At 59.0% G+C, this 23,319-nt stretch carries 17 protein-coding genes and 6 pseudogenes; 9 read left to right on the forward strand and 14 right to left on the reverse strand.

Features of this window, described 5'->3' with window-relative positions:
• Nucleotides 1–146: 146 nt before the first annotated feature.
• Nucleotides 147–643: pseudogene (locus tag E5X34_RS27405) on the forward strand (aldehyde dehydrogenase family protein); the annotation flags it as partial.
• Between the two features lie 512 nt (nt 644–1,155).
• On the opposite strand, the pseudogene E5X34_RS27410 reads toward E5X34_RS27405, so the two are convergent.
• Nucleotides 1,156–1,616, reverse strand: a pseudogene (locus E5X34_RS27410) (OB-fold nucleic acid binding domain-containing protein); the annotation flags it as partial.
• Between the two features lie 307 nt (nt 1,617–1,923).
• The gene (locus tag E5X34_RS27415; protein WP_063169287.1) at nt 1,924–3,855 is read right to left on the reverse strand and encodes a potassium transporter Kup; all 1,932 of its coding nucleotides are present in this window, start codon (nt 3,853–3,855) and stop codon (nt 1,924–1,926) included.
• 976 nt (nt 3,856–4,831) lie between these two features.
• Here E5X34_RS27415 and E5X34_RS27420 point away from each other — a divergent pair.
• From E5X34_RS27420 to E5X34_RS27440, 5 genes and pseudogenes are all read left to right on the forward strand, one after another.
• A complete protein-coding gene (locus tag E5X34_RS27420) occupies nt 4,832–5,110 on the forward strand; it encodes an AlpA family phage regulatory protein (protein ID WP_063169289.1) in 279 nt (92 codons plus the stop codon).
• The gene (locus tag E5X34_RS27425) at nt 5,107–5,739 is read left to right on the forward strand and encodes a hypothetical protein (protein WP_063169290.1); all 633 of its coding nucleotides are present in this window, start codon (nt 5,107–5,109) and stop codon (nt 5,737–5,739) included. The genes E5X34_RS27420 and E5X34_RS27425 overlap by 4 nt, the downstream gene beginning before the upstream one ends.
• A 702-nt stretch (nt 5,740–6,441) precedes the next feature.
• Complete coding sequence (locus E5X34_RS27430; RefSeq protein WP_082826570.1) at nt 6,442–9,975, forward strand: autotransporter domain-containing protein; 3,534 nt, start codon at nt 6,442–6,444, stop codon at nt 9,973–9,975.
• 243 nt (nt 9,976–10,218) lie between these two features.
• Nucleotides 10,219–10,902, forward strand: a pseudogene (locus E5X34_RS27435) (integrase); the annotation flags it as partial.
• A gap of 116 nt (nt 10,903–11,018) precedes the next feature.
• Nucleotides 11,019–11,255, forward strand: a complete 237-nt coding sequence (locus E5X34_RS27440; protein WP_063169293.1) for a hypothetical protein — start codon at nt 11,019–11,021, stop codon at nt 11,253–11,255.
• Between the two features lie 161 nt (nt 11,256–11,416).
• Here E5X34_RS27440 and E5X34_RS27445 read toward each other — a convergent pair.
• Nucleotides 11,417–11,617, reverse strand: a pseudogene (locus E5X34_RS27445) (SMC-Scp complex subunit ScpB); the annotation flags it as partial.
• A gap of 93 nt (nt 11,618–11,710) precedes the next feature.
• Nucleotides 11,711–11,971 (reverse strand): hypothetical protein, encoded by a 261-nt coding sequence (locus E5X34_RS27450; RefSeq protein ID WP_095769041.1) that lies wholly within the window; start codon nt 11,969–11,971, stop codon nt 11,711–11,713.
• A gap of 217 nt (nt 11,972–12,188) precedes the next feature.
• Between E5X34_RS27450 and E5X34_RS27455 the strand changes: the two genes are divergently transcribed.
• Both E5X34_RS27455 and E5X34_RS27460 read left to right on the forward strand, forming a co-directional pair.
• Nucleotides 12,189–14,351, forward strand: coding sequence for a prolyl oligopeptidase family serine peptidase (locus E5X34_RS27455; RefSeq protein ID WP_292571386.1), 2,163 nt, complete (start codon nt 12,189–12,191; stop codon nt 14,349–14,351).
• Nucleotides 14,352–14,389: 38 nt separating this feature from the next.
• Nucleotides 14,390–15,088, forward strand: a complete 699-nt coding sequence (locus tag E5X34_RS27460; RefSeq protein ID WP_128187358.1) for an OmpW family protein — start codon at nt 14,390–14,392, stop codon at nt 15,086–15,088.
• A 282-nt stretch (nt 15,089–15,370) separates the two neighbouring features.
• Here the strand turns inward: E5X34_RS27460 and E5X34_RS27465 are convergent, their stop codons facing one another.
• The 9 genes and pseudogenes from E5X34_RS27465 to E5X34_RS27505 all read right to left on the reverse strand — a co-directional run bounded on the left by E5X34_RS27465 (nt 15,371) and on the right by E5X34_RS27505 (nt 22,242).
• A complete protein-coding gene (locus E5X34_RS27465) occupies nt 15,371–15,598 on the reverse strand; it encodes a hypothetical protein (protein ID WP_245469373.1) in 228 nt (75 codons plus the stop codon).
• A 410-nt stretch (nt 15,599–16,008) separates the two neighbouring features.
• Nucleotides 16,009–16,434, reverse strand: coding sequence for a hypothetical protein (locus E5X34_RS27470; protein WP_091597902.1), 426 nt, complete (start codon nt 16,432–16,434; stop codon nt 16,009–16,011).
• 89 nt (nt 16,435–16,523) lie between these two features.
• Nucleotides 16,524–17,180: pseudogene (locus E5X34_RS27475) on the reverse strand (IS630 family transposase); the annotation flags it as partial.
• A gap of 68 nt (nt 17,181–17,248) precedes the next feature.
• Nucleotides 17,249–17,483, reverse strand: a pseudogene (locus E5X34_RS27480) (aldehyde dehydrogenase family protein); the annotation flags it as partial.
• Between the two features lie 110 nt (nt 17,484–17,593).
• Entirely contained in the window at nt 17,594–17,749 is a 156-nt protein-coding gene (locus tag E5X34_RS27485; RefSeq protein WP_292571390.1) for a hypothetical protein, read from the reverse strand.
• A gap of 41 nt (nt 17,750–17,790) precedes the next feature.
• The gene (locus E5X34_RS27490) at nt 17,791–18,228 is read right to left on the reverse strand and encodes an aminotransferase class III-fold pyridoxal phosphate-dependent enzyme (RefSeq protein WP_236387739.1); all 438 of its coding nucleotides are present in this window, start codon (nt 18,226–18,228) and stop codon (nt 17,791–17,793) included.
• Nucleotides 18,229–18,445: 217 nt separating this feature from the next.
• Entirely contained in the window at nt 18,446–20,428 is a 1,983-nt protein-coding gene (locus E5X34_RS27495) for an argininosuccinate synthase-related protein (RefSeq protein WP_128240721.1), read from the reverse strand.
• A complete protein-coding gene (locus E5X34_RS27500) occupies nt 20,425–21,342 on the reverse strand; it encodes a DMT family transporter (protein WP_246687125.1) in 918 nt (305 codons plus the stop codon). Before E5X34_RS27500 ends, E5X34_RS27495 begins: the two co-directional genes overlap by 4 nt.
• Nucleotides 21,343–22,023: 681 nt before the next feature.
• Nucleotides 22,024–22,242 carry a helix-turn-helix transcriptional regulator gene (locus tag E5X34_RS27505; RefSeq protein ID WP_029354714.1) on the reverse strand — a complete coding sequence of 73 codons (219 nt, stop codon included), beginning with the start codon at nt 22,240–22,242 and terminating at the stop codon, nt 22,024–22,026.
• Nucleotides 22,243–22,351: 109 nt separating this feature from the next.
• Between E5X34_RS27505 and E5X34_RS27510 the strand changes: the two genes are divergently transcribed.
• Complete coding sequence (locus E5X34_RS27510; protein ID WP_029354712.1) at nt 22,352–22,618, forward strand: DUF2285 domain-containing protein; 267 nt, start codon at nt 22,352–22,354, stop codon at nt 22,616–22,618.
• A gap of 481 nt (nt 22,619–23,099) precedes the next feature.
• Here E5X34_RS27510 and E5X34_RS27515 read toward each other — a convergent pair whose 3' ends face one another.
• Complete coding sequence (locus tag E5X34_RS27515) at nt 23,100–23,306, reverse strand: helix-turn-helix transcriptional regulator (protein WP_292571392.1); 207 nt, start codon at nt 23,304–23,306, stop codon at nt 23,100–23,102.
• Nucleotides 23,307–23,319: the final 13 nt, after the last annotated feature.

Raw genomic sequence — 23,319 nt, forward strand, 5'->3', positions numbered from 1 at the left:
TAACGCCCTCCGATCTAAGCGCCTTCCACAAAGCCGCTTTCGCACGCGACGGGCTGCATGTGGCGGTCGTAGGCGACATAGATGCCAAGCCCTGAGAGTAAGGCTCTACCAGCTGTTCGGCGATTTGCCTCAGAAACTGGCGCTTGCCGGCGCGAACCAGTGGTATCGCGAGGGCGAGCACGCCGAGCGCTTTTCCTCCGCCCTCCACTGACCACAGACCCGCACGCAACGAAGCCGCGCTCGATCTTATCGTGGCGTGGCTAGGTGCAATGTTTGCTCTCGCCATCAGGCCGGCTTTCCCGATGGCGTGGTCAACCTGATCTATGCGTCCGAAGGTGATCGCGTGGGCCGTGAACTCTGCACCAATTCCAAAGATCAGCTTTACCGGTTCGAACGAGGTCGGACGGCTGCTGATGCGTCAGTGCTCTGACCAGATCAAGAAGGTCAGCCTTGAAACCGGCGGCAATGCACCTTTCATCATCTTCGATGATGCCGACATTGACGGTGCTGTTGACGGTGCGGTCCAGGCGAAGTTCCGCAATGCCGGCCAGACCTGCGTTTCCGCGAACCGCATTTACGTCCAATCGAGCGTTCACGATGAGTCCGCCGAGAAATTGTGGAGAAGGTCCGGCACTTATCAGTGGTCCGACGTCTACTCCCGGAGCGAAGCCGTCGCCAACCCAAGATCGAGTCCCACATCGCAGATGATAATTCGATGCGGGGCCGAACGATAAATATGCATGCTTTGGCCACCCCGAGGCAGGGCTCATTGAGATGATCCGACCGCCTTGGAACAAAGATGGGGTAGAGCAGATGAAGCGTTGGCAGCGTGTCTCCATTCGACGCGAGCGCTTAGGATGGGATCACGATCATTCGCATCACGCGCAGCCGCAAGGGCGATGCCATGGCTACTTTGGAATCGTTGAAGTGGTTTGAGCCGGACAGTCACAAATACACCCGTTACGCCGCGGCTCAGGAAACGGGGCGGCGTCCGGCGGTGGAGGTGCTCGCTGACTTAAAAAGGGTGCGGGCAGTCGTTGCGCTTGAGAGCGACGACATTTGGGATCCGGCACGGGGTGACCTGCTGCCAATCGGCAGTTAACAGGGTCCGACAAAAGTGTGCACAACATGCTGCTGAAGTGGCCTCCGGAAGCGCTACCGGAAGTTACGCGTCTTGAACTTGATAGGGTCGATATGGTCATACTGCATCGACGATGTCGCGCCCCTTCGGCATGCCGCGCGGATCGATGCCCGATCCGCCGTGATGAGCCTCGTCCCTCGGCCGTGCGGCAACGGAAACGGCGTCTTGCGGTTTCCCACGCTGGCCAGCCCGGCCGACAGATCGGTCAGCTCGTGGGCGACGAGGTGCACCACCTCCTCTTCCGTCGGATGCGTCCGCGGACGCCGAGCATGGCCGAAGCAAGAAGCACGCGCCGGAATTTCTCGAGAGATCTTGACCCAGACGACGACGTTTGCCGCACCCGTCTCATCCTCCAGAGGAACATGAAGCCTTTGGCCGAGCCCGGCCGCTGCCGGACCAGCACCAGGCCGGCGGCCTCGAGCCAGCTTCTGCCTCGCGCCTGCATAGCATCCTGACAGGTCACGGTGCGGCGCCGGTTAGGCGGCACGCCGATTTTGGCAACGCTAGCCTGTGAACTGAAGAATGAAGGTCGGACTTGCGGCACATCGATTAGGTTCAAATGATAAGTTGCTGCCCGGCGAGGTCGTTTCAGCGCATCTCGACTGGTGGGTCGGCAAGACAATGCGGAACGGAAATGATCGCAGGCGTAAAGGACGGCTTTCGGGGCCGGAAGCTTCAGGCCTGGAACCGGACCCCAGTTTGGCGCAAGCATCGTGGCCTCCGCCCGGTCAGGCATTCACCGGCTCGCGAAATGCCAATTGATTCTGCTTAACCGGGCATACCTAAACGGCCACTTGCGTTCCGATCTCGACCACACGTCCGGTCGGGATCTGGAAATACTCCGTCGCGTCGGCGGCCGTGCGCGCCAAGCCGATGAACAGCTTGTCCTGCCACACCGGCATGCCGGAGTTGGGTGACGCCTTGAGCGAGCGACGCGACAGGAAGAAGGACGTCGTCATGATGTCGAACTTCCAACCCTGCTTGCGGCAGATCGCCAGCGCACGCGGGATGTTAGGCTGTTCCATGTAGCCGAAGGTCAGTGTCACCCGCATGAACAGCTCATTGATCGTTTCCATCTTGATCCGCTCGCTGTCGGGCACCACGGGCTGCTGCGCCGTCACCACAGAGAGGATGACGTTCTGTTCGTGCAGCGCCTTGTAGTGCTTCAGGCTGTGCATCAACGCGGTCGGCGCACTGGCGGGATCGCTGGTCAGGAACACGGCCGTACCGGACACCAGCTGCGGTTTCTTCTTCAACAGATTGCCCGCAAGGAAATCGAGCGGAATCTGGTTCCTGCGCGTCTTGTCAAATAGATACCTGCTGCCTCTTATCCAAGTCCACATGGTCATCACGATCACTGCGGCAATGGCAAGCGAGGCCCAGCCGCCTTCGAATACCTTGACGATGTTAGCTGCAAAGAAGCCGGTATCGATGAAGACGAACACCGCCATTAAGGCTATCGCGACGCCGAGCGGCCATTTCCAGATGCGCGTCATCACAACAAAAAGCAGTATGTTCGTCACCAGCATATTGCCGGTCACCGAAATACCGTAGGCCGAGGCCAGCCGGCTGGATTCGCCGAAGCCGACCACCAGCAGCATCACCACCAGCGCCAGCATCAGGTTGATGCGCGGCAGATAGATCTGGCCCGACTGTTTTTCCGACGTGTGCTGGATGACGAAACGCGGCAGCATGTTGAGCTGTACCGCTTGCCTGGTCAGCGAAAAGGCGCCGGAGATCACCGCCTGGCAGGCGATCACGGTCGCCGCCGTGGCAAGCACGACCATCGGAATAAGCGTCCAGCCCTGGTTCATCTCGAAGAACGGATGACCGACAACGCCGCCATTTGCCAGCACGAAGGCGCCTTGCCCGACATAATTGAGCAACAGACAAGGGAACACGATCGCCAGCCAGGCGAGCACGATCGGCTTGCGGCCGAAATGGCCGAGGTCGGCGTAGAGCGCCTCGGCTCCGGTGACGGCGAGGAAGACTGCACCAACCGTAACGAAGGCGACGTCAGGCGAGTTGACCAGGAACGACACGATGTAATGCGGGCTGATTGCCAGCAGGATTTCCGGGTCGTCCATGATGTGGTTGAGCCCGGAAAGGCCGATGGCCAGGAACCACAGCGCGGTAACGGGTCCGAACACCAATCCTACGCCGCCGGTGCCAAACCGCTGTACCGCAAACACGATCGCCAGGATGGCCAGTGTCAGCGGCACCACATAGGGCTGGAACGTCGGCGTGACGACATTCATACCTTCGACCGCCGACAGTACCGAGATTGCCGGCGTAATGACGGCGTCGCCAAAAAAAAGCGCCGCGCCGACGATGCCGATGCCGATGCCGATGCCGAGGATCACCGCAGAGCAGGTCGGGAAACTGTTGCGCGCCAGCGCCATAAGCGACAGCACTCCGCCCTCGCCTCGATTGTCGGCGCGGAGCACGAACATGATGTATTTGATCGTCACGGTGATCGTCAGGGACCAGATGATCAGCGAGAGTACGCCGAGGATGTCGCCACGGCTGGCGACGTTGCCACCCGCTGATGCATGCAACGCCTCGCGAAATGCATAGATCGGGCTGGTGCCTATATCGCCATAAACGACACCTAGTGCGCCCAACATCAGCGCCTTGGTGCTGTGCTGCTCGACCTCAGAATGGCTCGATTGTTCGACAGGTTCTGCCTCGTTACCAGCATTGGTAAGGGCCATGGACGACACTCCGATAAGCGCGCGGTGCTCTACGCTTGCTGCACTGCAATATCAAGTTCCGTCACGTAATGTCTGCCGTCTCGCCTGTCGTTGCTCGCCTTGGTAGACTCGCCAGCCCGCAGCCCTACCGAGCAGCAATAGCGCCCCGGCAGAACCCTCAATCGCCCAGATCAATGAATGGTTATCGCCCACAGTGCCCCCCCCGCGATGCGGCCGATGGCGACCAGGGTGTCGTGGGCGCACAAGGATGGCGCTTTCCTGATGACGCCGTGCTCCAGGTGTGATCGCACCGTTGCTGCGCAAGCCATTTACTTGCTCGTCCCAGCGAGGACCGTGGCCAACTGGAACGCAGGGCCACGCCGCTCACCGGCCGCACTTTGCGGCGCAGATAACGATTCGATCTCCGCGGCGAGATTCTGGTTGAAGAAGCCACCAAGCTTGTCGAAGGACACACGGTCGTAATATCGACATGCCAGTATCCGCAACCCAGAAAAGCTCCTTGGGCTCCGCTGCGCGCGCCACGAACAACCCGATCTTCTCTGCGAAGAGGACGCCGTAATCCTTCAGGTTGAAGCCAAACCGGGGGGCGGCCGTGACGTATGGGCGAAGGGCTAGGAGGCGGGTTCGGTGAGGAACGGCATTGATGTCCACGCCGTCTCCTGGAAAGACAGAGGAATGCGGTGTCACCGACTGGCGCCGGAGGTTGATCCGGTGATTAGGAGGAGCACTCGTTGTCGGATTCTCGACGATGTCGGACATCTGACACAACGCTGCCAGAGCGATCACGTTGTTCCGAAACGATTTTCCCAGTTGGCACGACAATTGCGGTCCTATGCGCAAAAGCACTGCGATGCCGCACCGACTGGAAGAACTCATCAATGATCACGCTTTTCGAACATGTGGGCGCCGCTACCAACACTAAGCGTTCCCGATCAAACGGAAGCCTCTATCCCTTCTTTCTGAAGGCTGTCCGGACATGAACGCATTTGATGTCCGTCCAACGCTGGATGCTCCCGACGACGATCTCTATCTTTGGCTTGAAGATGTGGAAGGCGAGCGGGCACTTGCCTGGGCCGCCGGCCAGTCGGCAAAGACCCTGAAGCACTTCAGTGGAACGCAGTTCGAGCGCGACCGCGCGACTCTGAAGGCAGGCCTGTTCCCTAAGCGGCGTCGCATCTCCCCCGGCCGAGTCGCATGGCTTGAATCCGATATCAGGGCTTGGATGGAAACTAGATCTGAGAGCCGCACCGCATGAATGTAGCCTCCCAATATCTTCTCCCGTCTGTGGCGCATCACGAAGCCGGGCACGCGGTGGCCGCCATCGTTTTGCACCGTCAGATGTTCGACGACGACCGTGAACTCCCTGCTTTCTCAAGTGTTAGTATTTACCCCGACGCCGGTGACGGAGAGTGCGGTGGTTTTGTCGAAGGCACGGTTTTCTATTCAGCGCAAGGATTCACCTCGGAGCTAAAGCCGATTTTCGAGAACGATATGGATCGACATTTCCAACGCGATGAAGCGATCCAAGAGATAGTTGCGTGTCTGGCAGGTCCTTTTGCAGAATCCGCATTCGAAGGCTATCTGGACCCGCGCGATATGGCGATGAATGCGTCCGATGGGAATGAGGGGAGCAGCGACTACGCGGATGCCAAGCGAATCTATGGTGAGTTGCGGTTCCTGATGCCGCGCCGCCCCCGTTGGAGGCGGATCGAAGATCGCACGGCCCGGCTAGTACTCGATCACTGGTCAGCCATCGAAGCATTGGCCGCGCATTTGCTGGTCAAGCATGATCTCCAATTCGATGAGGCTCTGACGATTGTTGCGCCGCATCTTCCGCCCATGCCAGCAGCTACGCCGCCAGAGCGTCATCCGCAGCCTGCTTGATCAGCCATTCGATGTGATTTGACCACATCTGCAACACCTCGCGCTTCTCCTTGACGTTGCTATAGAGATCGTAGATTTCGCCAATGTCTCCGGTGCGGGCTCACAGCCCGTCCATATAGCCGCCAGTCTGCTGCCTTCGAGTGGCCCATGTTGGCCGCGGCCAGGAAGTGGCGACGATTGAAAGGACAAAATCAGTTGCCGAAACTCATCGCAGGTGACGGTCTGGTGGCAATTTGGGCACATCTTGTGTCTCGTCGCCAGTAAACACGGATGCCCGGCAGGAGCTGAGCTCGCTGCCGGCGGAAATCGTAGAGCGCCAGCGACGCATTCTGATCTTTCGTCAGGCAGTCGACCGCCTTGGCATACGCCTCGGCCTCCATCTCGATCGACCTGAACCGGTATCTTGTGCGCCATCCGGACGATCTGGGAAAGCTTGGCCGGGCCGGCGCCTTCCCAGGCGCACGGGAAGCGCGACGACCCATGTGGACCTTGGATTTCACTCCGCACTTACGCTGCTTTGGCCTTGTCAGCAGCCTGAGCATAAAGCGTGCTCAGCTTTCAGGCCGAGCACTCATCCATTGTTGACAGCACCTGTCGTCATTCAGGATCGCCCCATTCTCGCAGGCCGCTTGCAGCTTTCAGGCTGTTGTCAGCCAGGGCCGCCATAAAGGGTCTCGTTAAACAATTCAGGAGGCCGTTCCAATGAACAATCAGTTTGCGAGACTTTTTCGAGGACCAGGTATGCAGGCTTGTTTCAGGACAAAGAACTTTCTGGCGGCAACCACCGCGATGACGACGGTATTCCTGCCGGCTGTGTCTCTCGGGGTGGGTCTGGTAGCATTTCCAACTGGAGAAGCGTTGGCCGACGACCCGATTTCGATCCCGCTGGAGTATGTCGGGGAAGGCCATGACCGCCTGGGCATCTGGGCCAAGATCAACAATGGCAACGCGCAGCGATACGTATTCGACACGGGCTCGGACCAGCTCAACACGCAGATCGGGTCAGAGGTGACCGGGGTCCGCCCGATTGCCGACACGCCTTACGTATATACGTACGGGGACGGAACGTATGGTAATAAGCTTCAGAACGTGGAAATTGATAAATTTACATATGTCGATCCAGATCAAAAGATAACAATCGACGGGCCGTCTGTAAGCGATAAGAAATACCGGGCTGCTCGCATTCTCGATTTTGTCTATACCCATGCGTATTGCAAGGACAACAATCTTAAGTGCACGCCGGGATCCGTGACGGATGGACTTAAAGATATGTATGGTCAGGATCTCCAAGAACCTTATCACGCCGATAAGGAGCAGCGGGCGAAAATGACCGCTGGCAAGATGGCAGACGAAGGCGGCGATTTCGCAGGTACATTCGGGGCCGGCGATTTTCTTGGCAAGACAAGTGTCTGGGGCATGATGGGCAGTGTCACCAGGTCTGGCTACGTGGTCTCCGCCAATGTGAATCCGGATTCCGAGAGCGACCAAACGCCTGGCTGTTCCCCCTGCACGATTGTCAACCTCAATCCAAGCCTCCGGGCCCAATATACTAATGCCATGCCATGGGGAGAACCCGAGGAAAAAGATCAGGATTCTTATCAGAATTTTCCTGGCTCTGGCGCCAATGCCTCGACCGAATACGAAGGCAGCTACAATCTGCAGTACACGGTTAAGGATGGAGCCCCACCAATCACCGACCCCAACAAGACCGCGGTATTGCTCGACACCGGCACACCGGGCGGTGGCAGTCTGGAGATCAGTGATGCGATGCTGAAGCAATTTCAGGATGCGGGCGTCAAACTTAAAAATGTTCGGAGAAATGAGCAACGCGAGATCGTAAGCGCATCGGGCAACATCCCGAGCGTTACAATCGCAGGAACGGATGGCGATCCGGTAAGGCTGGACAATATCGACTTCACCTACACCAGCGGCACGACGGAACAACCCAATGACCAGACCAGTTTTGTTGCCGGTCTTGACTTCTTCAAAAACAGATCGGTCATTTTCGATCTGGAGAAGAAGTATACCGCTTATACGTCACATTTCGTCACTGCCAGCAACTTCTCTACCGATTCATCCGCACCCGAAGGGACCGGTCTGAGCAGGATCACGACGAGCATGGGGAATGAGGGCGGGTTCGGCATAGCGGGTGTCGTCTCCGGCTCCGGATCGCTGACGCTTGATACAAAGACGGTGGTCCGGATGACGAATGTCAACACCTACACCGGCGAGACGAATATTGCTCAGGATGCCTATCTCTCGCTTGCGGGGCTCGGCAACATCCAACGGTCAGCGAAAGTCGTTGCAGACGGCACGTTCGATATCTCCGAACATGGAAATGGCAGCGACTATTGGGGAATCTCCGACGCCTACAACGATGCCCGTATTCGTAGCCTGAGTGGCAGCGGAACGGTCGAACTGGGCAAGCGTACCCTGGTGCTAACGGATTCGAACGACACGTTCGCCGGCAGCATCAACGACCTCGACGTTGATAACAATAATATGGGCGGCAAACTATTCGTTGCCGGTGGCGTGCAAACGCTGAGCGGAAAGAACAATTTTTCCGGCATGACGACGGTCGGTTCCGGCGCGGGATTGCTGCTTGCCGATACAGGTGTGCTTTCCCATGATGCGACCACGTCCGGCTTTCTCGGGAATGACGGGCAGATCGGGGGCACGGCTATCGCAAACAGCGGCGGTGTCGTCGCAGGCGGCGGCACCTACGGTGCGGTCACCATTTCCGAGGGCGGCACGGTCGCTCCTGGCAGTGCGACCGATCCGAGCAGGATCGTCACCACACTGACTGTCACGGGCGATTTCGCGCAGCAGTCCGGATCGATCTATCAGGTCGACCTCGCAAGGTCGTCCGATCTCATCGATGTTGGCGGAGCAGCGGCGATCGACAGCGGCGCGCAGATCGAGCTGCTGCGGCAGGGAACGCTATCGGTCGATGCCCGATATACTCTGCTCTCCGCAGCAGGCGGCGTAAGCGGCACCTATGGCGGGCTGACGGGGGCTCTGGCGACAGACGCGACGCCCTTCGTCGATTTCCAGCTCGTCTACGATGCCAACAATGTCTATCTCGATATCAGCCGCACATCGACGGCGTTTGCCGATGTAGCCAGCACCTTCAATCAACGCTCGGTCGCCGCAGCGGCTCAGGCGCTTGGAAGCGGTAATCCGATCCAGGACAACATCCTGTTCCTGACGGCGCCGGAAGCCCGCAACGCTTTCGATATGCTATCAGGCGAGGTTCATGCTTCCATTCATAGCGGCCTCATCGAGGACAGTCATTCTGTACGCGATGCCGCGAGCGAACGGATCCGTGCGGCGTTCGACGGCGTCGGTGCCTCCAGCGTTCCGGTGATGACTTATGGGCTGGGTGGTCTGGAACTGGCCCCGGCAACGAGTGAGAATTTCGCCGTATGGGGCCGTGGCTTCGGCGCCTGGGGTCATCTCGACAGCGACGGCAATGCCGCCGGTCTCGATCACTCGACAGGCGGCTTTCTGGCTGGCGGTGACGCGGCTGTCGGCGAAAGCTGGCGGCTCGGCCTCATCAGCGGCTACAGCCATACCTCCTTGGAGGCGGACGATCGCGCGTCGTCGGGCTCGAGCGAGAATTACCATCTCGGTCTTTTTGCCGGCACGCAGAACGGCAATCTCGGTTTTCGTTCCGGCCTTGCCTATACCTGGCACAGCATCGAGACCGGCAGGTCCGTGGTCTTTCCAGGCTTCGCCGACAGCCTTTCGGCCGATTACGACGCCGGCACGTTCCAGGCCTTTGGCGAGCTCGGCTACCGTATCAATACGGCTTCGGCTTCCTTCGAGCCCTACGCTAATCTCGCTTATGTGAATTTTGACGCCGATGGCTTCACCGAGAATGGCGGCGCAGCCGCCTTGTCGAGCGGGGATCGCTCGAGCGACACGGCGTTTACCACGCTAGGTCTGCGTGCGTCGACGGTACTGACCCTCGGCACCGTGACTGCTACCGCGCGCGGCGGTCTTGGCTGGCGCCACGCCTTCGGCGACGTCAGGCCGGATACCGCTCTTGCCTTTGCTGGCGGTTCCTCCTTCGCCATCAAGGGCGTGCCGATCGCAAAGAACGCAGCTCTGCTCGAAGCTGGGCTTGACGTAAACATCACCGAGAACGCGACGTTCGGCATCGCCTATCAGGGACAGATCGCCTCGGATGCCCAGACACACGGGTTCAGCGCCAAGCTCGGCGTCCGTTTCTAAATCACCCGCAAAAGAGATTGGTTATGAAGTCAGTGAGTGCATTTTCTTTTACCGTCGTTCTCGGCTCAGCGACGGTGATGTCTGTGTCCGCCGCGCGAACGGACGATGCCTGCTACAACAAGGCACAAAGCCTATGATGACGCAATGTTCAATCGACGACCTGAAGCCAGTCGATGGCGAGCTTGACAAGCTCTACAAGGAGATGGAGACCCGGCTCAAAGAGTCCCGGCGCATGTCCAGGAACTGGTCGAGACCGCGAGGGGCTACAACGCCACCTCGGAGAACACGCGCGACGCCTACCCCAAGGATTGGCGGCATTTTTCCTCCTGGTGCCGGCGCGCTGGCTTCGATCCCCTGCCTCCGGGCTCGAAGGTGATCAGGCTCAATATCAGCGCCTGTGCCTCGGGCACCGCCGCCGGCGATCCGAAGCGTGGCGCCCCTGCCCTTTAGTTTGCGACCATCGAGCGGCGGCTTTCCGGCCTCGCCTGGAACTTTACCCAGCGCGGCCGGCCGTTGGACCGCGCGGAGCGGCATATCTATAAGGTTCTTGCCGGCATTCGCCGCAAGCACGCAAAGCCACCGCGGCAGAAAGAGGCGGTCCTGGCGACGATCTGCTGGCGATGATCGCCACGCTCGGCCACGACCTCAGGGCCTGCGCGACCGCGCTATTTTGCTCCTGGGCTGTGGCGGCGGCCTGCGGCGCTCCGAGATCGTCGGTCTCGACGTCATGCGCGACGACAACAGCGATGGCGCCAGCTGGATCGAGATTTTTGACGGCAAGGGCTGCTGGTCACCCTGCGCGGCAAGACCGGCTGGCGCGAGGTCGAGGTCGGCCGCGGCTCCAGCGACCACACCTACCCCGTAGTCGCGCTCGAGAGCTGGATCCGCTTTGGCCGCATCGCACGTGGACCCCTGTTCCGCCGCATCTTGTCGATCAGGTCGATATAATACGAAAAAGCCGCCGCCATTCGGGACGGGCGTCGGCTATCATGTCCAGCCATTATGCGGCGAGCGGATAGCTTTCGCCGGACCAGGCAGAGAACTTGGCGGCAAAAGCCTTCATCTCGTCGACCGCGAATGTGGTGCGCGGTTGCGAACTCGACTTGCTGGGCGAGAGGGACCTCGCCGAGAAAGGCGCTGACATGAGCGGGATGCTGCTTGGCCAAATCGAGATCCGCAAAGCAATCGGCCAGCGCCGCGTCGTCCAGCTGTACGCTGCAGGGCGCGTTCACGTCGTCAAGACGGATGCCAAATGCTTGCTCATAATGGCCGCAAGGTAATCGTTTCGGGTCGGAGACACAAGTTGCCGCCTCCTTCGCCGTAGAGTGGCCCGATACAATCACGATCGATATTGCCACCTCTTATCGATAGTGATCGCATAGTTCCCTGATTCGACTCTCAACCGCTCATATCAAGCGATTACTTCCATGTATCTGCTGCGCTAGCCCGTCCTGGCCTTGGAGTGTCGCTCCTCACCTCCTCCACCACTCACCAGCCCGATGGGAGTATCGCCCGCCAGCAGCTTCTCCTTGCTGAGCAGCGCGGCAACCTCAATCGCCTCGAAATCGGGCAAATCCCGCAGTGTGTCGAGGCCGAAGTGCAACAGGAAGGTCTTGGTCGTGACGTAGGTGTAAGGCGTGCCAAATTCAGCGGGCAGGCAGACGTTGACCCACAACAATCAAGGGGACGGTGCAGGCCAAGATTGCGGCAGGGCTTGGGCCCCCCACCCTTCTCCTCAGAACTCCGCTGCTTCCAGCTGGCGGCTGAAACTCACAGGCGCAGCCAGCTTGGTCTCTAACAGCATCGATCGCATCATGGTGTCTGCCATGAATCCGTGTGCGTGAAGCGCTCCAGAGCGAAGATGTTGGGCGTCAACCAGGTTCACTCCAATGAGCTTCACTTCTCGAGTTCTGCACAGTGTCCACGACTGGCGCCGGAGGTTGATCCGGTGATTAGGAGGAGCACTCGTTGTCGGATTCTCGACGATGTCGGACATGTGACACAACGCTTCCAGAGCGATCGCATTGTTCCGAAACGATTTTCCCAGTTGGCACGAAGGTTGCGGCCCTATGCGCAAAAGCACTGCGATGCCGCACCGACTGGAAGAACTCATCAATGATCACGCTTTTCGAACATGTGGGCGCCGCTACCGACACTGAGCGTTCCCGAGCCGACGGAAGCCTCTATCCCTTCTTTCTGAAGGCTGTCCGGACATGAACGCATTTGATGTCCGTCCAACGCTTGATGCTCCCGACGACGATCCCTATGTCTGGCTTGAAGATGTAGAGGGCGAGCGGGCACTTGCCTGGGCCGCCGGCCAATCGGCAAGGACTCTGAAGCACTTCGGTGGAACGCAGTTCGAGCGCGACCGCGCGGCTCTGACAGCCATTTTCGACAATCGCGACAATCTTCCCCTGATCGCGCGCCGTAGTCAGTACCTCTACAATTACTGGCGAGATGACGGTAATCCACGCGGACTGTGGCGCCGGACCACCCTTGCCGCCTACATGAAGGCGGATCCCCAATGGGAGCTACTGCTCGATCTGGATGCTCTCGCGGCTAGCGACGGAGAGGACTGGATCTGGGACGGCGCGTCCATCGAGCCGGAGAGACGGGAAAGAGCCGTTCTGCGCCTGTCGCGCGGCGGCAGCGACGCGGTCGTGCATCGCGAATTCGACCTGATTTCTCTGAGCTTTGTCGCCGACGGCTTCAACCTCCCCGAGGCCAAAGGCTACGTTAATTGGCTGGACCCTGACACGCTTCTGCTTTCCAGTGCGCTTGGTAATGGCATGGCCACCCACTCCGGCTATGCGCGCACAGTTCGACTGTGGAAGCGTGACGCGGATCCCCTCACCACGCCGGCAATCTTCGAGGCCGGGTTCGAAAGCTTCCAAGTGTCTGGTCATTCGGACCGCACCGGCCGCAGCGAGCGCCTTTGGTTCATCGAGCAGCCGGCCTTCTTCGAGAAGATCAGCTGGATCGGCGATAGGAGCGGGCCGAGGAGGCAGATCGATCTTCCTCGCGACGCGTCGTGGCGGGTCTTCGGCGACTGGCTGGCGGTAAGGCCGCGCAAGCCCTGGACGGTGGGAGGCACCACCCATCCCGCCGACGCGCTGATCGTCATCTCGCTTTCCACTTTCCTCGCCGGCGGACGCCGTTTTGAGACCCTGTTTCAACCAGGGGAAAGGCGCTCCATGCAGTCATTCTTCTGGAATGACGGGAAGCTCATTATCTCTTACCTCGTCAATCTCGCACCGCGTTTCGAGATGTTCACTCCCGGCCACCAGGAATGGACGCGCCGAGTCCTGAACACCCTGCCCGCCGAAGGTACTGTCGACGTCTGGTCATTCGATGCGGCAGTTCACGAGACCAATGGAGAGGTCCTGATCTGTGCTCAGGATCCGATCACGCCGCCGCAGCTCTTGCTGTTCGATCTGAATGCCGCGCCGTCTCTCAGCGCTTCAGCAATCCTGAAGCGCAGCCCGGAGAATTTCGATGCATCCGGACTGGTGGTCACGCGCCACGAGGCAGTCTCTATCGATCATGAGCTGATCCCCTATACGCAGGTTGGTCCGGCGAACGGGAACGGAGATGCTCCGATTCACCTTTCCGCTTATGGCGGGTTCGGCGTATCATTCCTGCCCTACTACAACTCCCCGCTGGGCAAGCTGTGGCTCGAGCGCGGCGGCACGTGTGTCGAGGCGAACATCCGCGGCGGCGGCGAGTTCGGCACCCGCTGGCACGAAGCCGGGCGCAGGGAGGGCAAGCGTCTCGCCCACGACGATTTCGCCGCCGTTGCCTCCGACCTCGTGCGAAGGGGCATCACCCTGCCGAGGCGGATTGCCGCCGAGGGTGGCTCAAATGGCGGCCTGCTGATCGCAAACATGCTGACCCGCTATCCTGAGCATTTCGGGGCTCTGTTCTGCACAGCACCGCTTATCGACATGCGTCGCTACACCAAGCTCTTGGCGGGCGCGAGCTGGATCGACGAATATGGCGATCCGGACAAGGTTCACGATTGGGCTTTCCTGAAGGAAATCTCCGCCTATCACGCCGCAGCGCCGGGACAGCCCTATCCGCCTATCCTGATCGCCACCACGAAACGCGACGACCGCGTCCATCCGGGCCATGCGCGCAAGATGGCCGCAAAACTGCAGGCTCTTGGCTATCCCGCTTACTTCTACGAGGCCAGCGCAGGCGGGCACGGCTGCGGCGAGGACAATCGGGAGCAAGCCGCATTCATCAGTCTAGGCACCAATTTTCTCCGCAGCGCAATCGGCTTCAACGATCACCCTCCGGAGACGGCGGAACGCGTTGCAACGCAAGAGGGGCATTTGAGGTCCATCAACAATTCATTCGAGCAGGAGACGAAATAGTGCAGTGCATCCTTTCTGAACATCAAGGAGTGAATATCATGGCGAGAACGCGAATGGGCGTAGCGCGGGCAATAGCAGCGGCGGTGGCCCTGATCATCGTGGGACAGCAGGCCGTCGCCGCGGAGCCTGCGCAAGCAGAGACCGTCCTGGCGGAGACGGGAGCCTCGGTCACCGAAGCGCCAAGCCCTTGGCAGGTCCGCCTGCGGGGGTTGGGCGTCGTTACGAAAGATCTGGGCTACGTTGATACGCTTCCCGGCTCCGGTCTTTCCTATTCGAACACGGTGACGCCGGAACTCGATATCTCGTATTTCTTCACCGACAACATCGCCGCCGAACTCATACTCGGTACCACCTATGCCAACATCGCGGGCCAAGGGACGATCGGTGGGTTGGGCAGCATCGGCAAAGTTTGGCTGCTGCCGCCGACGCTCACGTTGCGGTACCATTTTACCGATTTCGGCGCGTTCAAGCCCTATGTCGGCGCCGGCGTGAACTACACGGTTTTCTATAACCAGGACACCGGCAGCGCCGACGCTCTCAAGGTGAAGAATACGTTCGGCACGGCGCTGCAGGTCGGTTTCGACTACATGGTGGATGAGCACTGGGGCGTCAACTTCGACGTGAAGAAGCTTTTCCTGAAGCCGGACTTCGACGTCACGGTGGCCGGCGCGAAGCTGACGGGGAAGGCGGAGCTCGATCCCTGGCTGATAGGCGCAGGTGTCACCTACCGCTTTTGAATATCAGAGTGAAGTCTGCTTCCCGACTGCCGGTTTAAAGTGAAGGGCGCCTCGCGCGCCCTTTTTACGGTCGACACTGCAGGGCAAGACCTCATGAAGCTATTCTCGGGCGGGGTTCTCTTCTGGCGGACCAAGAAGGTGCACTGGCCAACCGGCCTTGCGCCTGAGATGGAGTGCTTAGAAGCGCTTTGGATCGGGACGGGCTTTGGTATTATGGGTGGAATGCTTCAGCCAGACCATTTGCCAGCATCGTCTCCCGGACGTCATGTGTGAGCTTCTTTGTCAGCGCAAGGCGAACACGGATCTCCTAGCAGGCCGTTGAAGAAGTGTCCCGTTTGGCCTTGAGGATTGCCTCGTCGCCATTGTGATAACGAAGGTGATCTCGATGGAGCCGTCGTCGAGCAGTTCAGCATGGCCGTCGCCTGTGACCTCGTCCATTTCGTCGAATCCGACCCATGTGAAGAAGACCGTCGACGGGCCGTAGCCGAGTTCGAGGGTCAGATGAGCCAAACGCCAGTGGGGCGTCCTGGGGACGACGCGCGCGAGATTCTGGTCGTGGTGGCCAGCCCAATACAAAAACCGAAGAAATGTCCGGATGTGAGAAGTTGCTGCGGTGCGGGTACCGGAGGTCGCCGATAGTGACAGCCGATGTTCGACAGCGGCAAGGACATGCTCAGCCGTCAACGCGCCGAGGTCTTGGCCGGGAATGGTGGTGATGGAACCAATCCAGAAAGCGGCGGCTGCCTAGGAGAACGCCTTCGCGGGACTTTGACTCCAGTCCGCACACCCTGCTCAGATAGTCCGAAAAAGAGGTCAGAAGCGGAGCATCCGGATTATTATCTACACTGGGAACAGAAGCAAGGAAGCGTTCTGGAGCCACTCGCCGCGCGTGTCCCAGTGCCGACACTGCTCCAAGCTGACTATCTGCCATGACCACCTGCCGAACGTAGTCCGTTGACGCCACCGGTACCCTTCGCGGTCTGCTCCAGCGGGAAAGATCGGGTCTGAACGATCCTGCTGACCTGTGCGGCGGCCTCTCTCGCTAGGGCGTCCCCCTTCCTGTCGTCCTCCTCCGCCGCTTTCGGCTGCTTTCGGCCCGCCGCCCTCGCCAAGGCGTCGTAGTCGGTAAGCGCGTCCTCCGTCTCCTTTAGGGGCTTCATCGCGTGACTAGAGTTTAGCGCGTGTTTGTAGGCGGCGGACCGAATGGTCGTCGAAATGCCACCCAGCGCCACCGCAAGATGCCTTAGGGCTTCCGCCTCATAATCTGACAGCGGCACGTCACGATTAGAGCCGGTTGCCCTGCCTTCTTCCACTTTCACAATGTCTGTAGTTATTTCCTGCTCCATCGCGTTGACTGAGATACGATGGAGACAGAAGTGGAGAACAAATTGTTACAAGCAACTAAGATGATATTCTCGTCAACGGGACAATAGTGGACGTTAAGGGCGGCGGACAGGGTGGTGGTGCCGTTGCGCTTGTAGTCGTGCCTCATCGTACCGAGCCGCCCCTTCTTCATCGGCAGGCCGGGTTGGGTGCGGTCGAGCGCCTGGATCTGGCTCTTTTCATCGACCGACAGAACGATGGCATGGGCCGGCGCATCGAGATAGAGGCCGACGACGTCGCGCAACTTGTCGACGAACTTCGGATCATTGGAGAGCTTGAACTGGCGCCAGCGGTGGGGTGCGAGACCATGCGCCTTCCAGATGCGCCTGACGGCGCTGGCGCTGATTGCGGCGGCTTGCGCCATCATGTCGGCGGTCCAGTGGGTCCTCTCGCCCGGCGGATCGGCAAGCGTCAGTGCCACGACGCGCTCGCCGACATCGGGACCGAGCGGCGGAATGCGCGACTGTCGCGTCTTGTCGCGCAGCGGCCCGTCACAGCCTTCCGCGGCAAAGCGCTCCTGCCAGCGCCAGACGTCGGTCTTCGACTTGCCGATGCGGCGCATGACCTCGCCGGTGCCGACGCCGTCGGCGGGCAAAAGCACGATCTCGGCGCGCCAGACATGCTTTTGCGGGGCGTTGCGATCCCTGATCAGCGCCGTCAGACAGACGCGATCGGCCGACGAAACGGTGAACGATCTTCCTGTGCGCATGCGCCAGACTCGCACGCGCAGGCCAGAAAGGGAATCTCTGATTGGACTCCTATGTCAGGCGGGAACCACTAGAGGCCGAGACCGCCGATGCAGACATATTTGGTGTCGAGATAATCCACGATGCCCTGGAGGCCGCCTTCCTTGCCGAGGCCCGATTCCTTGACGCCGCGGAACGGCACCTCCGGCGTGGTGATCAGGCCTTCATTGACGCCGGTACTTCAGTCCTTCCATCACGCGGAAGGCGCGACCGAGATCGCCGGTGTAGAAGTAGGCCGCGAGGCCGAACTCGGTGTCGTTGGCGAGCGGCGTGCCCGACCTGAGACATGGGTGACGTTTTGTACCGGACACGGATGAAGTGCACCCCTCGGGTGAGCGTTTGCTCGATAATATCCACTGAAGTGAAGCAGTCGGTCTTAATGCTGGAACTCATGCCACCCGCCGACCCGGGAATTCGCAGCAGCGGCGCCGTCGAGTGCAGAACGAATGCCGTCAACCAAGGCGTCGATCTCGCTTTCGGTGATTACATAGGGCGGACAGATTGCAAGCACGTCTCCCATATTGCGGATCATGACGCCGTGCTCGCGGCACCGCCGCTCGACATCGCCGATCCTCAGCTCGGGCGCGAAGACGCGACGGGCGCACGATCCTCGACGATCTGAACCCCCGCGATGAAGCCGCGGCCGCGGGCTTCACCGACAAGCGGATGGTCGCCGAGCGCGTCCGCGAGGGCTCCATGCAAGTGATCGCCGAGACGACGCGCCTGGGTCACGAAATCGATCTCGCGGTAGATCCTGATCGCCTCGGCGGCGACGGCCGCTATCACCGGATGACCGGAGTAGGTGAAACCGTGACCGAACACGCCGACCTTGTGGGCCTCGTCAGCGACGCATTGATAAATCTTGTCGGAGATAATGACGCCGCCAATGGGCAGGTGACCGGATGAAAGCCCCTTGGCGATCGAGAGCATGTCCGGTTCCATGCCAAATGTCTGGCTACCAAACCAGTTCCCGGTGCCTCCGAAGCCGCAGACCACCTCGTCGGACAGCATGAGGATAATTTCTCACTTTCTTGCGAAGATCGGGGGTGACCACGGTCATTCGTATTACGCGAGATAGGCCAAAAACCATCATACCAGAGGAGGCGAAACTGCTATCTAGGTGTTTAGATGCAAGAAATTAATCCTGCATTGTTCCCGCACCAGGAACACCCGAGAGGATACCAAGCCGTATTGAACCTTGTTGAAAATGCTCTCGGCGCGCTGGGCGTTATAATTTCTCGAAGGCGATCACAAGGACGTCGCGATAAGCGTACGGCATTTTCAGGTTTTCGGCCACAATCGACGATACATCGTGAAAGGTTTCGCGGTCGTTGCAGATCACAAAATCATTCGGGGAGTTCATTTCGACCTCGCCGAGGAACTCCTTTGAGGCGTCGGTGATCATGCTCATGCCGCCGGTGACGTTGACCCGCCCAATCATATAGCAAGCAATGAAGTCCACCCCGTCCTGGTGAAGGCCCTCGGGTGCCGGTTTGCCGTTTACACCATCGCGCGCGACAATCCGGTAGGGATGGATCTTGATATTCCAACGATCATGTCGGGCGGCTTCACATAGAATTCTGCAGAAACCTGTCAGAATCTTTTCTAAGACGGGATGGTCTATAAAGGAGTTTTCAAGGGGCTCGAAGTGGCGCTTGAAGCCGCCATTCAGATGATTGACACTTTTTGATTGTTCGTAGGGGGCGTGGGGTAGGAGCCTAAAGATTCCGTCAGTGGCGTCATATTCAAAAGCGCTATAGCGCCGGTAACGATATGTTCCGCCGTCACGCATGTATTCATCGAGAAGAAGTCGATTCCAATGGTCAGCAAAGTTCTTCCAGGCTGCATCAATTTCGATGCCAAAGCAGGCTTCGGCGCGCTCGCCTTTTGAAAACCACCATCCATTTGTCACCAGACCGTCAGTGCATTGTTGACTGAGGTTGGCCGGCGCCTGGGGTGCGTTGTTTTCCACGGGTGTCTCCCTTTTGGCGACTTGGCGAGGACGGAACGCTTTGGACGACGCTATGTGGGTTGCGGCTTGGTATTCCCAAAGGTGGCGGTCCCTAATGTATCTCGGCGTCCTGGCTCGGATCGACCGAGGTAAAAAGCGTGTGTGATCGACTATGTAGCTGACGCTCCCGCTAACGCCCTCGAGGGCGGATGCAATGGCCCGTTCGCACATCTGGTGAATAGTACTGCCCCATGCACCTGAAACCGCCTCTTGGGACCAGGCTTGCTCAAGCCCTTGCTTCAAAACGATTGATGCCACGTCAAGAGAAGCGGTTTCGAGGTGACGCAGCGCGTCGAAGATAATGGCCGCCGCAGGGGCCTCGCGGACTTCGAGAACCTTTTGGCCGGTTGTGATGTGTTCAAGCCCGACAAAGCGGCCGTGCCCGAATTTGCCGACCGTGTTATTCAGGAACGGGATTGCGTCGACCAATGCAACATCACGGTCATCAATTGACACGAGACTTCCGTCTGCAAACCCGAGTTTGATCTCTACCGGCTGCTCTGCGGGAATGTTGCGCGTCCAAGCAAATGCCTCCTCGGGGATGGAAAAGTTCTCGGGATCTTCCAAAGGCCCCGACTCGAATTCCCGACACCAGAGGTTTTCGTCCGCGCTCCACGTACGGTCCGCCACAAAAGTCGCTCCACACTTGGACAGGTCGGAGGTCTTCTGTTGTCGGGATATCACAGAGCATTCATACGGACTGCCGAAGTTGCCGGAAAATCCTGAGCGCTTAATGCTATTGTTAAGGCGCGGAAGACTGTTTTGAGAAAGGTTTGCTGTATGAAGAACCAGCCGTGAGCCGATTGACCTTGCATGATTAACAACCAAAGATGCGATTATGGGACGGCTCAACGAACTGCTCAACGGATAGATGCCAAGGTACTTGGCGTGGGCTCGAATGGCTGATTTCACGCCTTGTTCGACAAAGGCATCCCGCCCTTCGAGGCAGACAAAGCGCGCGCCGAACATGGCTGCCGTCCGTTCCAACAAAGGCTGATCGATGCGCGTTCCGACATCCGCTGCGACAGCTTCAATGTTCGCAAAGCCAAGGCTTTGCAGCTTGTAGAGAAGATAGGTGCTGTCGAGACCGCCGCTGAACATGGTTGCAACTGGTGCGGTTCGGTCCGGAAAAGCCTCCAGATCTTCAAAACTCGAAATGCCGCCGATGGCGGGTTTGGTGGAAGCCAAGATGGGGTTCATTTGGATGTCCTGCTCTCAAACCAGATGCCAGCAAACGTCCCAGCGAGGACGAGGCCTGCGCCTATCAAGCTCGGTACTGTCAAAGGCTCATTCAGAAGAAGGTGCGCTAGAACGAAACCAAAAAAAGGTTCTGTTCCCATCAAGAAGCCAACCCGTGTCGGTGTGGATTTTCTCACTGCGGCATTTTGAATGTAGAATGCAGCGAGGGTGCAGAAGAGTGCAAGGAAGGCAACAGCGCCCCAAAACTGAAGGGTGGCCCTCACAACAAGGCCTGAAATTCGGAACTGAGCGACGGCCAAAACGAAAGTAAGTGTTGCCACCGTCGATCCCTGGATGGCCGTCAGGGCTGCAGATGAAATCTGCCGGCCGGCCAGAAGGCGTTTGGTGGAAACGACCATAACCGCTCGCAGAATCGCGGCCCCCAAGACAAGCGCGTCACCCGGGCTGAACCTGCTGATCCCGCCAGTGAGAATGCCGACACCGATGCACGCTATGGCAGCACTTGCCAAAATGCCCGTAGGTGGAAGTCGCCGTGATAGCCCATAGTCGATGATCGGCGTGAAAATCACACAAAGCGATATGATCAAGGCCGTGTTCATTGAGCTTGTCGATGCAACGCCGTAAGTTTCAGCAATAAAGATGCAAAAAAGTATTGTTCCCAATGCGAAGCCGCGGATGAAATCGCCCCAGGAGACCAATGCGATCTCATGTCTTGCAGCCACTGCCATAATGATCGTAGTAATCAGGAAGCGATAAAGAACAAGTATCGAAACCGGCGCGTAGAACAGTGCGCCTTTCCCGACCGGATAGCTCGCCCCCCAAACGAATGCGACTCCCAGCAAGGCTAGATCCACCGAGAAAGATGGCGTCCGTGTTTTCCTGACAGGTATTGGAGAACTTTCGAAAACGTCCACCTTCAAAGTTTCCTTTGTGTTAGCCATCCACCCTGCTGCGAGGGTCAAACAGATCAGGTCGTTCAGCCTCTTGGGCGATCCGTGCCGCGGCGTACTTGTTTTTGGTAACGCAAGTGCCGTGCCGATTCGGAAAACCATTGCTAGACAACAACCTGGTCGCCTTAGTTCGGCGGTTCATGTCCATCGTTGTCAGAATGCCGACAATGACTTCAACTGCAGGGATCCTACCGGCAGGGCCTCAAGGCGAACACGCGGCTCCTAGATGCCGACAAGATGGCTGGTTCAGCCATGCTGCGACAGTTGCCTGTTTTTTTCAGTTCCTTTGCTGTTCGTGCGCTAACCGCAACGCTCCATACTAGTCTCGCGTGCCTGTCCCCGTGGGGTGGGCGGCAGAAAGCGATTAGGCCCGCTGAAAGAGGCGAACCGCATCCGAAGGACCGTAACCAAGAGAAGGACCTGAAGCGAGAGCGAAGGTTGCGGGAGGCCGCGGCGGGCCTAAAAGGCAATGCCGACCGCCCCAGGAAAGGCTGACAAAAACCGCAGCGGTCGACTGTCCAATAGGGTGCGCCGCGCCAGGGCGAGCCAAATGGCAGGGGCTGCCGGGGGGCCCTAAGAAAAGCGTGGGTTCACGAGCACCCGGCGCGCGCCATCAGGCCGCCAGCTACTTGGAGGGCGGGTGTATCAGGCCTGTTTGTCGGGCCGAACCAGATCCATGTGGCTGACGCCGAGGGCCAATGCCAGTTCATAGATCGTGATAATTGTCGGATTTCTTCGGCCTTTCTCCAAGCCGCTGATGTACTGCTGACTGAACCCGGAAATCTCCGCAAGCTGCTCCTGCGTCAGACGCTTCCTTTGCCTGATCCTCTGCACATTCCGTCCGACCAACTTGCGCATATCCATGCACGCAAGCCAGCGGATCAGGCGGCTTGAGTTTATCAACTATAATATGTAATCCACATTTAGCAGCCAGAGGGCTTCGCCGGTCCATTCTCCGGAGATAGAATTAGCGATGTTACAGCCCAAATCGAACACGCCGTTTGCCGACGAGGTCCCCTGGTCGGACCGCATTACAGCCTACGACAAGGACCACTTTACAACCTATATGAGGCTCCTGGACGCCTCAGCCGACAACGCCACTGAAGAGGAAATGGCCCATGTGATCCTCGGCATTGATCCGGCACGCGAACCGGAGCGCGCACGGAACGTCCTTCGCAGTCATCTCGACCGTGCAAACTGGGTGGTGACGAGCGGCTACAAGGATTTGTTCGCCAGTTGACGAAATGGGCGGTGCGGTCGCTTCGCTTGAAGCAACGAAGTCGCATAACCACCATGCATCGACGCATCACCACAGCGCGAATGCGCTCGAAGATGATCGCGAGGACTTCCAGTCGGCGCGGATGGCCCAGCCCTTCGCTGTCTCATCGTTTTGTCCTCCGCTCGCCAATGGCTGCTTCCCAGGAAGCGGTGCGGCGGCGAGTCATGACAGGAACGGGCCCGCCGTCTGAGCCGCACCGCATCCGAAGGACCGGATGGACAACCTACTGAAAGCTCACACCTAGCTAAGGGTTGCGGGACGCCGCGGCGGGCCTAGAAGGATGCGGCGCCACCTGCTGGGAAGGGCACAACAGAGAGAATTGCGAGAGTCTAACGACGCGCTAGGAGGAGGCGCAGCGGAATGGTCGAGACGCCCTGAGCCAAGAAAAGCAGGGATCGACCCACCGGCACCCGGCACGCGCGGTGATGGGCGCGGGCGCCCACTACGTCCGCAGGCTCAACAGAATCTCACACGGATCAGCGTCGAGGGCCGCAGTTACGTCGAGAAACTCAATGATATCGAGACGCCGCTCTCCACCCTCATATTTCGCCACGAAAGATTGCGGACGGCCAAGCATCTCAGCCACCTGCGCCTGCGTCAGCCCTTTGGAGGGTTTTGCACGGGAGCCGATATTTAGCGCACGAGGCAGATGGGCGTTTTTT

Origin of the sequence: Mesorhizobium sp. (assembly GCF_004963255.1) — a bacterium.
GTDB lineage: Bacteria > Pseudomonadota > Alphaproteobacteria > Rhizobiales > Rhizobiaceae > Mesorhizobium.

Excerpts from the sequence above, each read along its gene's own strand:
- E5X34_RS27425 (WP_063169290.1), top strand. The coding sequence starts at position 5,107 with ATGAATGTAGCCTCCCAATATCTTCTCCCGTCTGTGGCGCATCACGAA.
- E5X34_RS27510 (WP_029354712.1), top strand. The coding sequence starts at position 22,352 with ATGTTACAGCCCAAATCGAACACGCCGTTTGCCGACGAGGTCCCCTGG.
- E5X34_RS27470 (WP_091597902.1), bottom strand. The coding sequence starts at position 16,434 with ATGGAGCAGGAAATAACTACAGACATTGTGAAAGTGGAAGAAGGCAGG.
- E5X34_RS27495 (WP_128240721.1), bottom strand. The coding sequence starts at position 20,428 with ATGAACCCCATCTTGGCTTCCACCAAACCCGCCATCGGCGGCATTTCG.
- E5X34_RS27505 (WP_029354714.1), bottom strand. The coding sequence starts at position 22,242 with ATGGATATGCGCAAGTTGGTCGGACGGAATGTGCAGAGGATCAGGCAA.
- E5X34_RS27485 (WP_292571390.1), bottom strand. The coding sequence starts at position 17,749 with ATGATCCGCAATATGGGAGACGTGCTTGCAATCTGTCCGCCCTATGTA.
- E5X34_RS27490 (WP_236387739.1), bottom strand. The coding sequence starts at position 18,228 with ATGCTGTCCGACGAGGTGGTCTGCGGCTTCGGAGGCACCGGGAACTGG.
- E5X34_RS27450 (WP_095769041.1), bottom strand. The coding sequence starts at position 11,971 with ATGTCCGACATCGTCGAGAATCCGACAACGAGTGCTCCTCCTAATCAC.
- E5X34_RS27415 (WP_063169287.1), bottom strand. The coding sequence starts at position 3,855 with ATGGCCCTTACCAATGCTGGTAACGAGGCAGAACCTGTCGAACAATCG.
- E5X34_RS27430 (WP_082826570.1), top strand. The coding sequence starts at position 6,442 with ATGAACAATCAGTTTGCGAGACTTTTTCGAGGACCAGGTATGCAGGCT.
- E5X34_RS27460 (WP_128187358.1), top strand. The coding sequence starts at position 14,390 with ATGGCGAGAACGCGAATGGGCGTAGCGCGGGCAATAGCAGCGGCGGTG.
- E5X34_RS27455 (WP_292571386.1), top strand. The coding sequence starts at position 12,189 with ATGAACGCATTTGATGTCCGTCCAACGCTTGATGCTCCCGACGACGAT.
- E5X34_RS27420 (WP_063169289.1), top strand. The coding sequence starts at position 4,832 with ATGAACGCATTTGATGTCCGTCCAACGCTGGATGCTCCCGACGACGAT.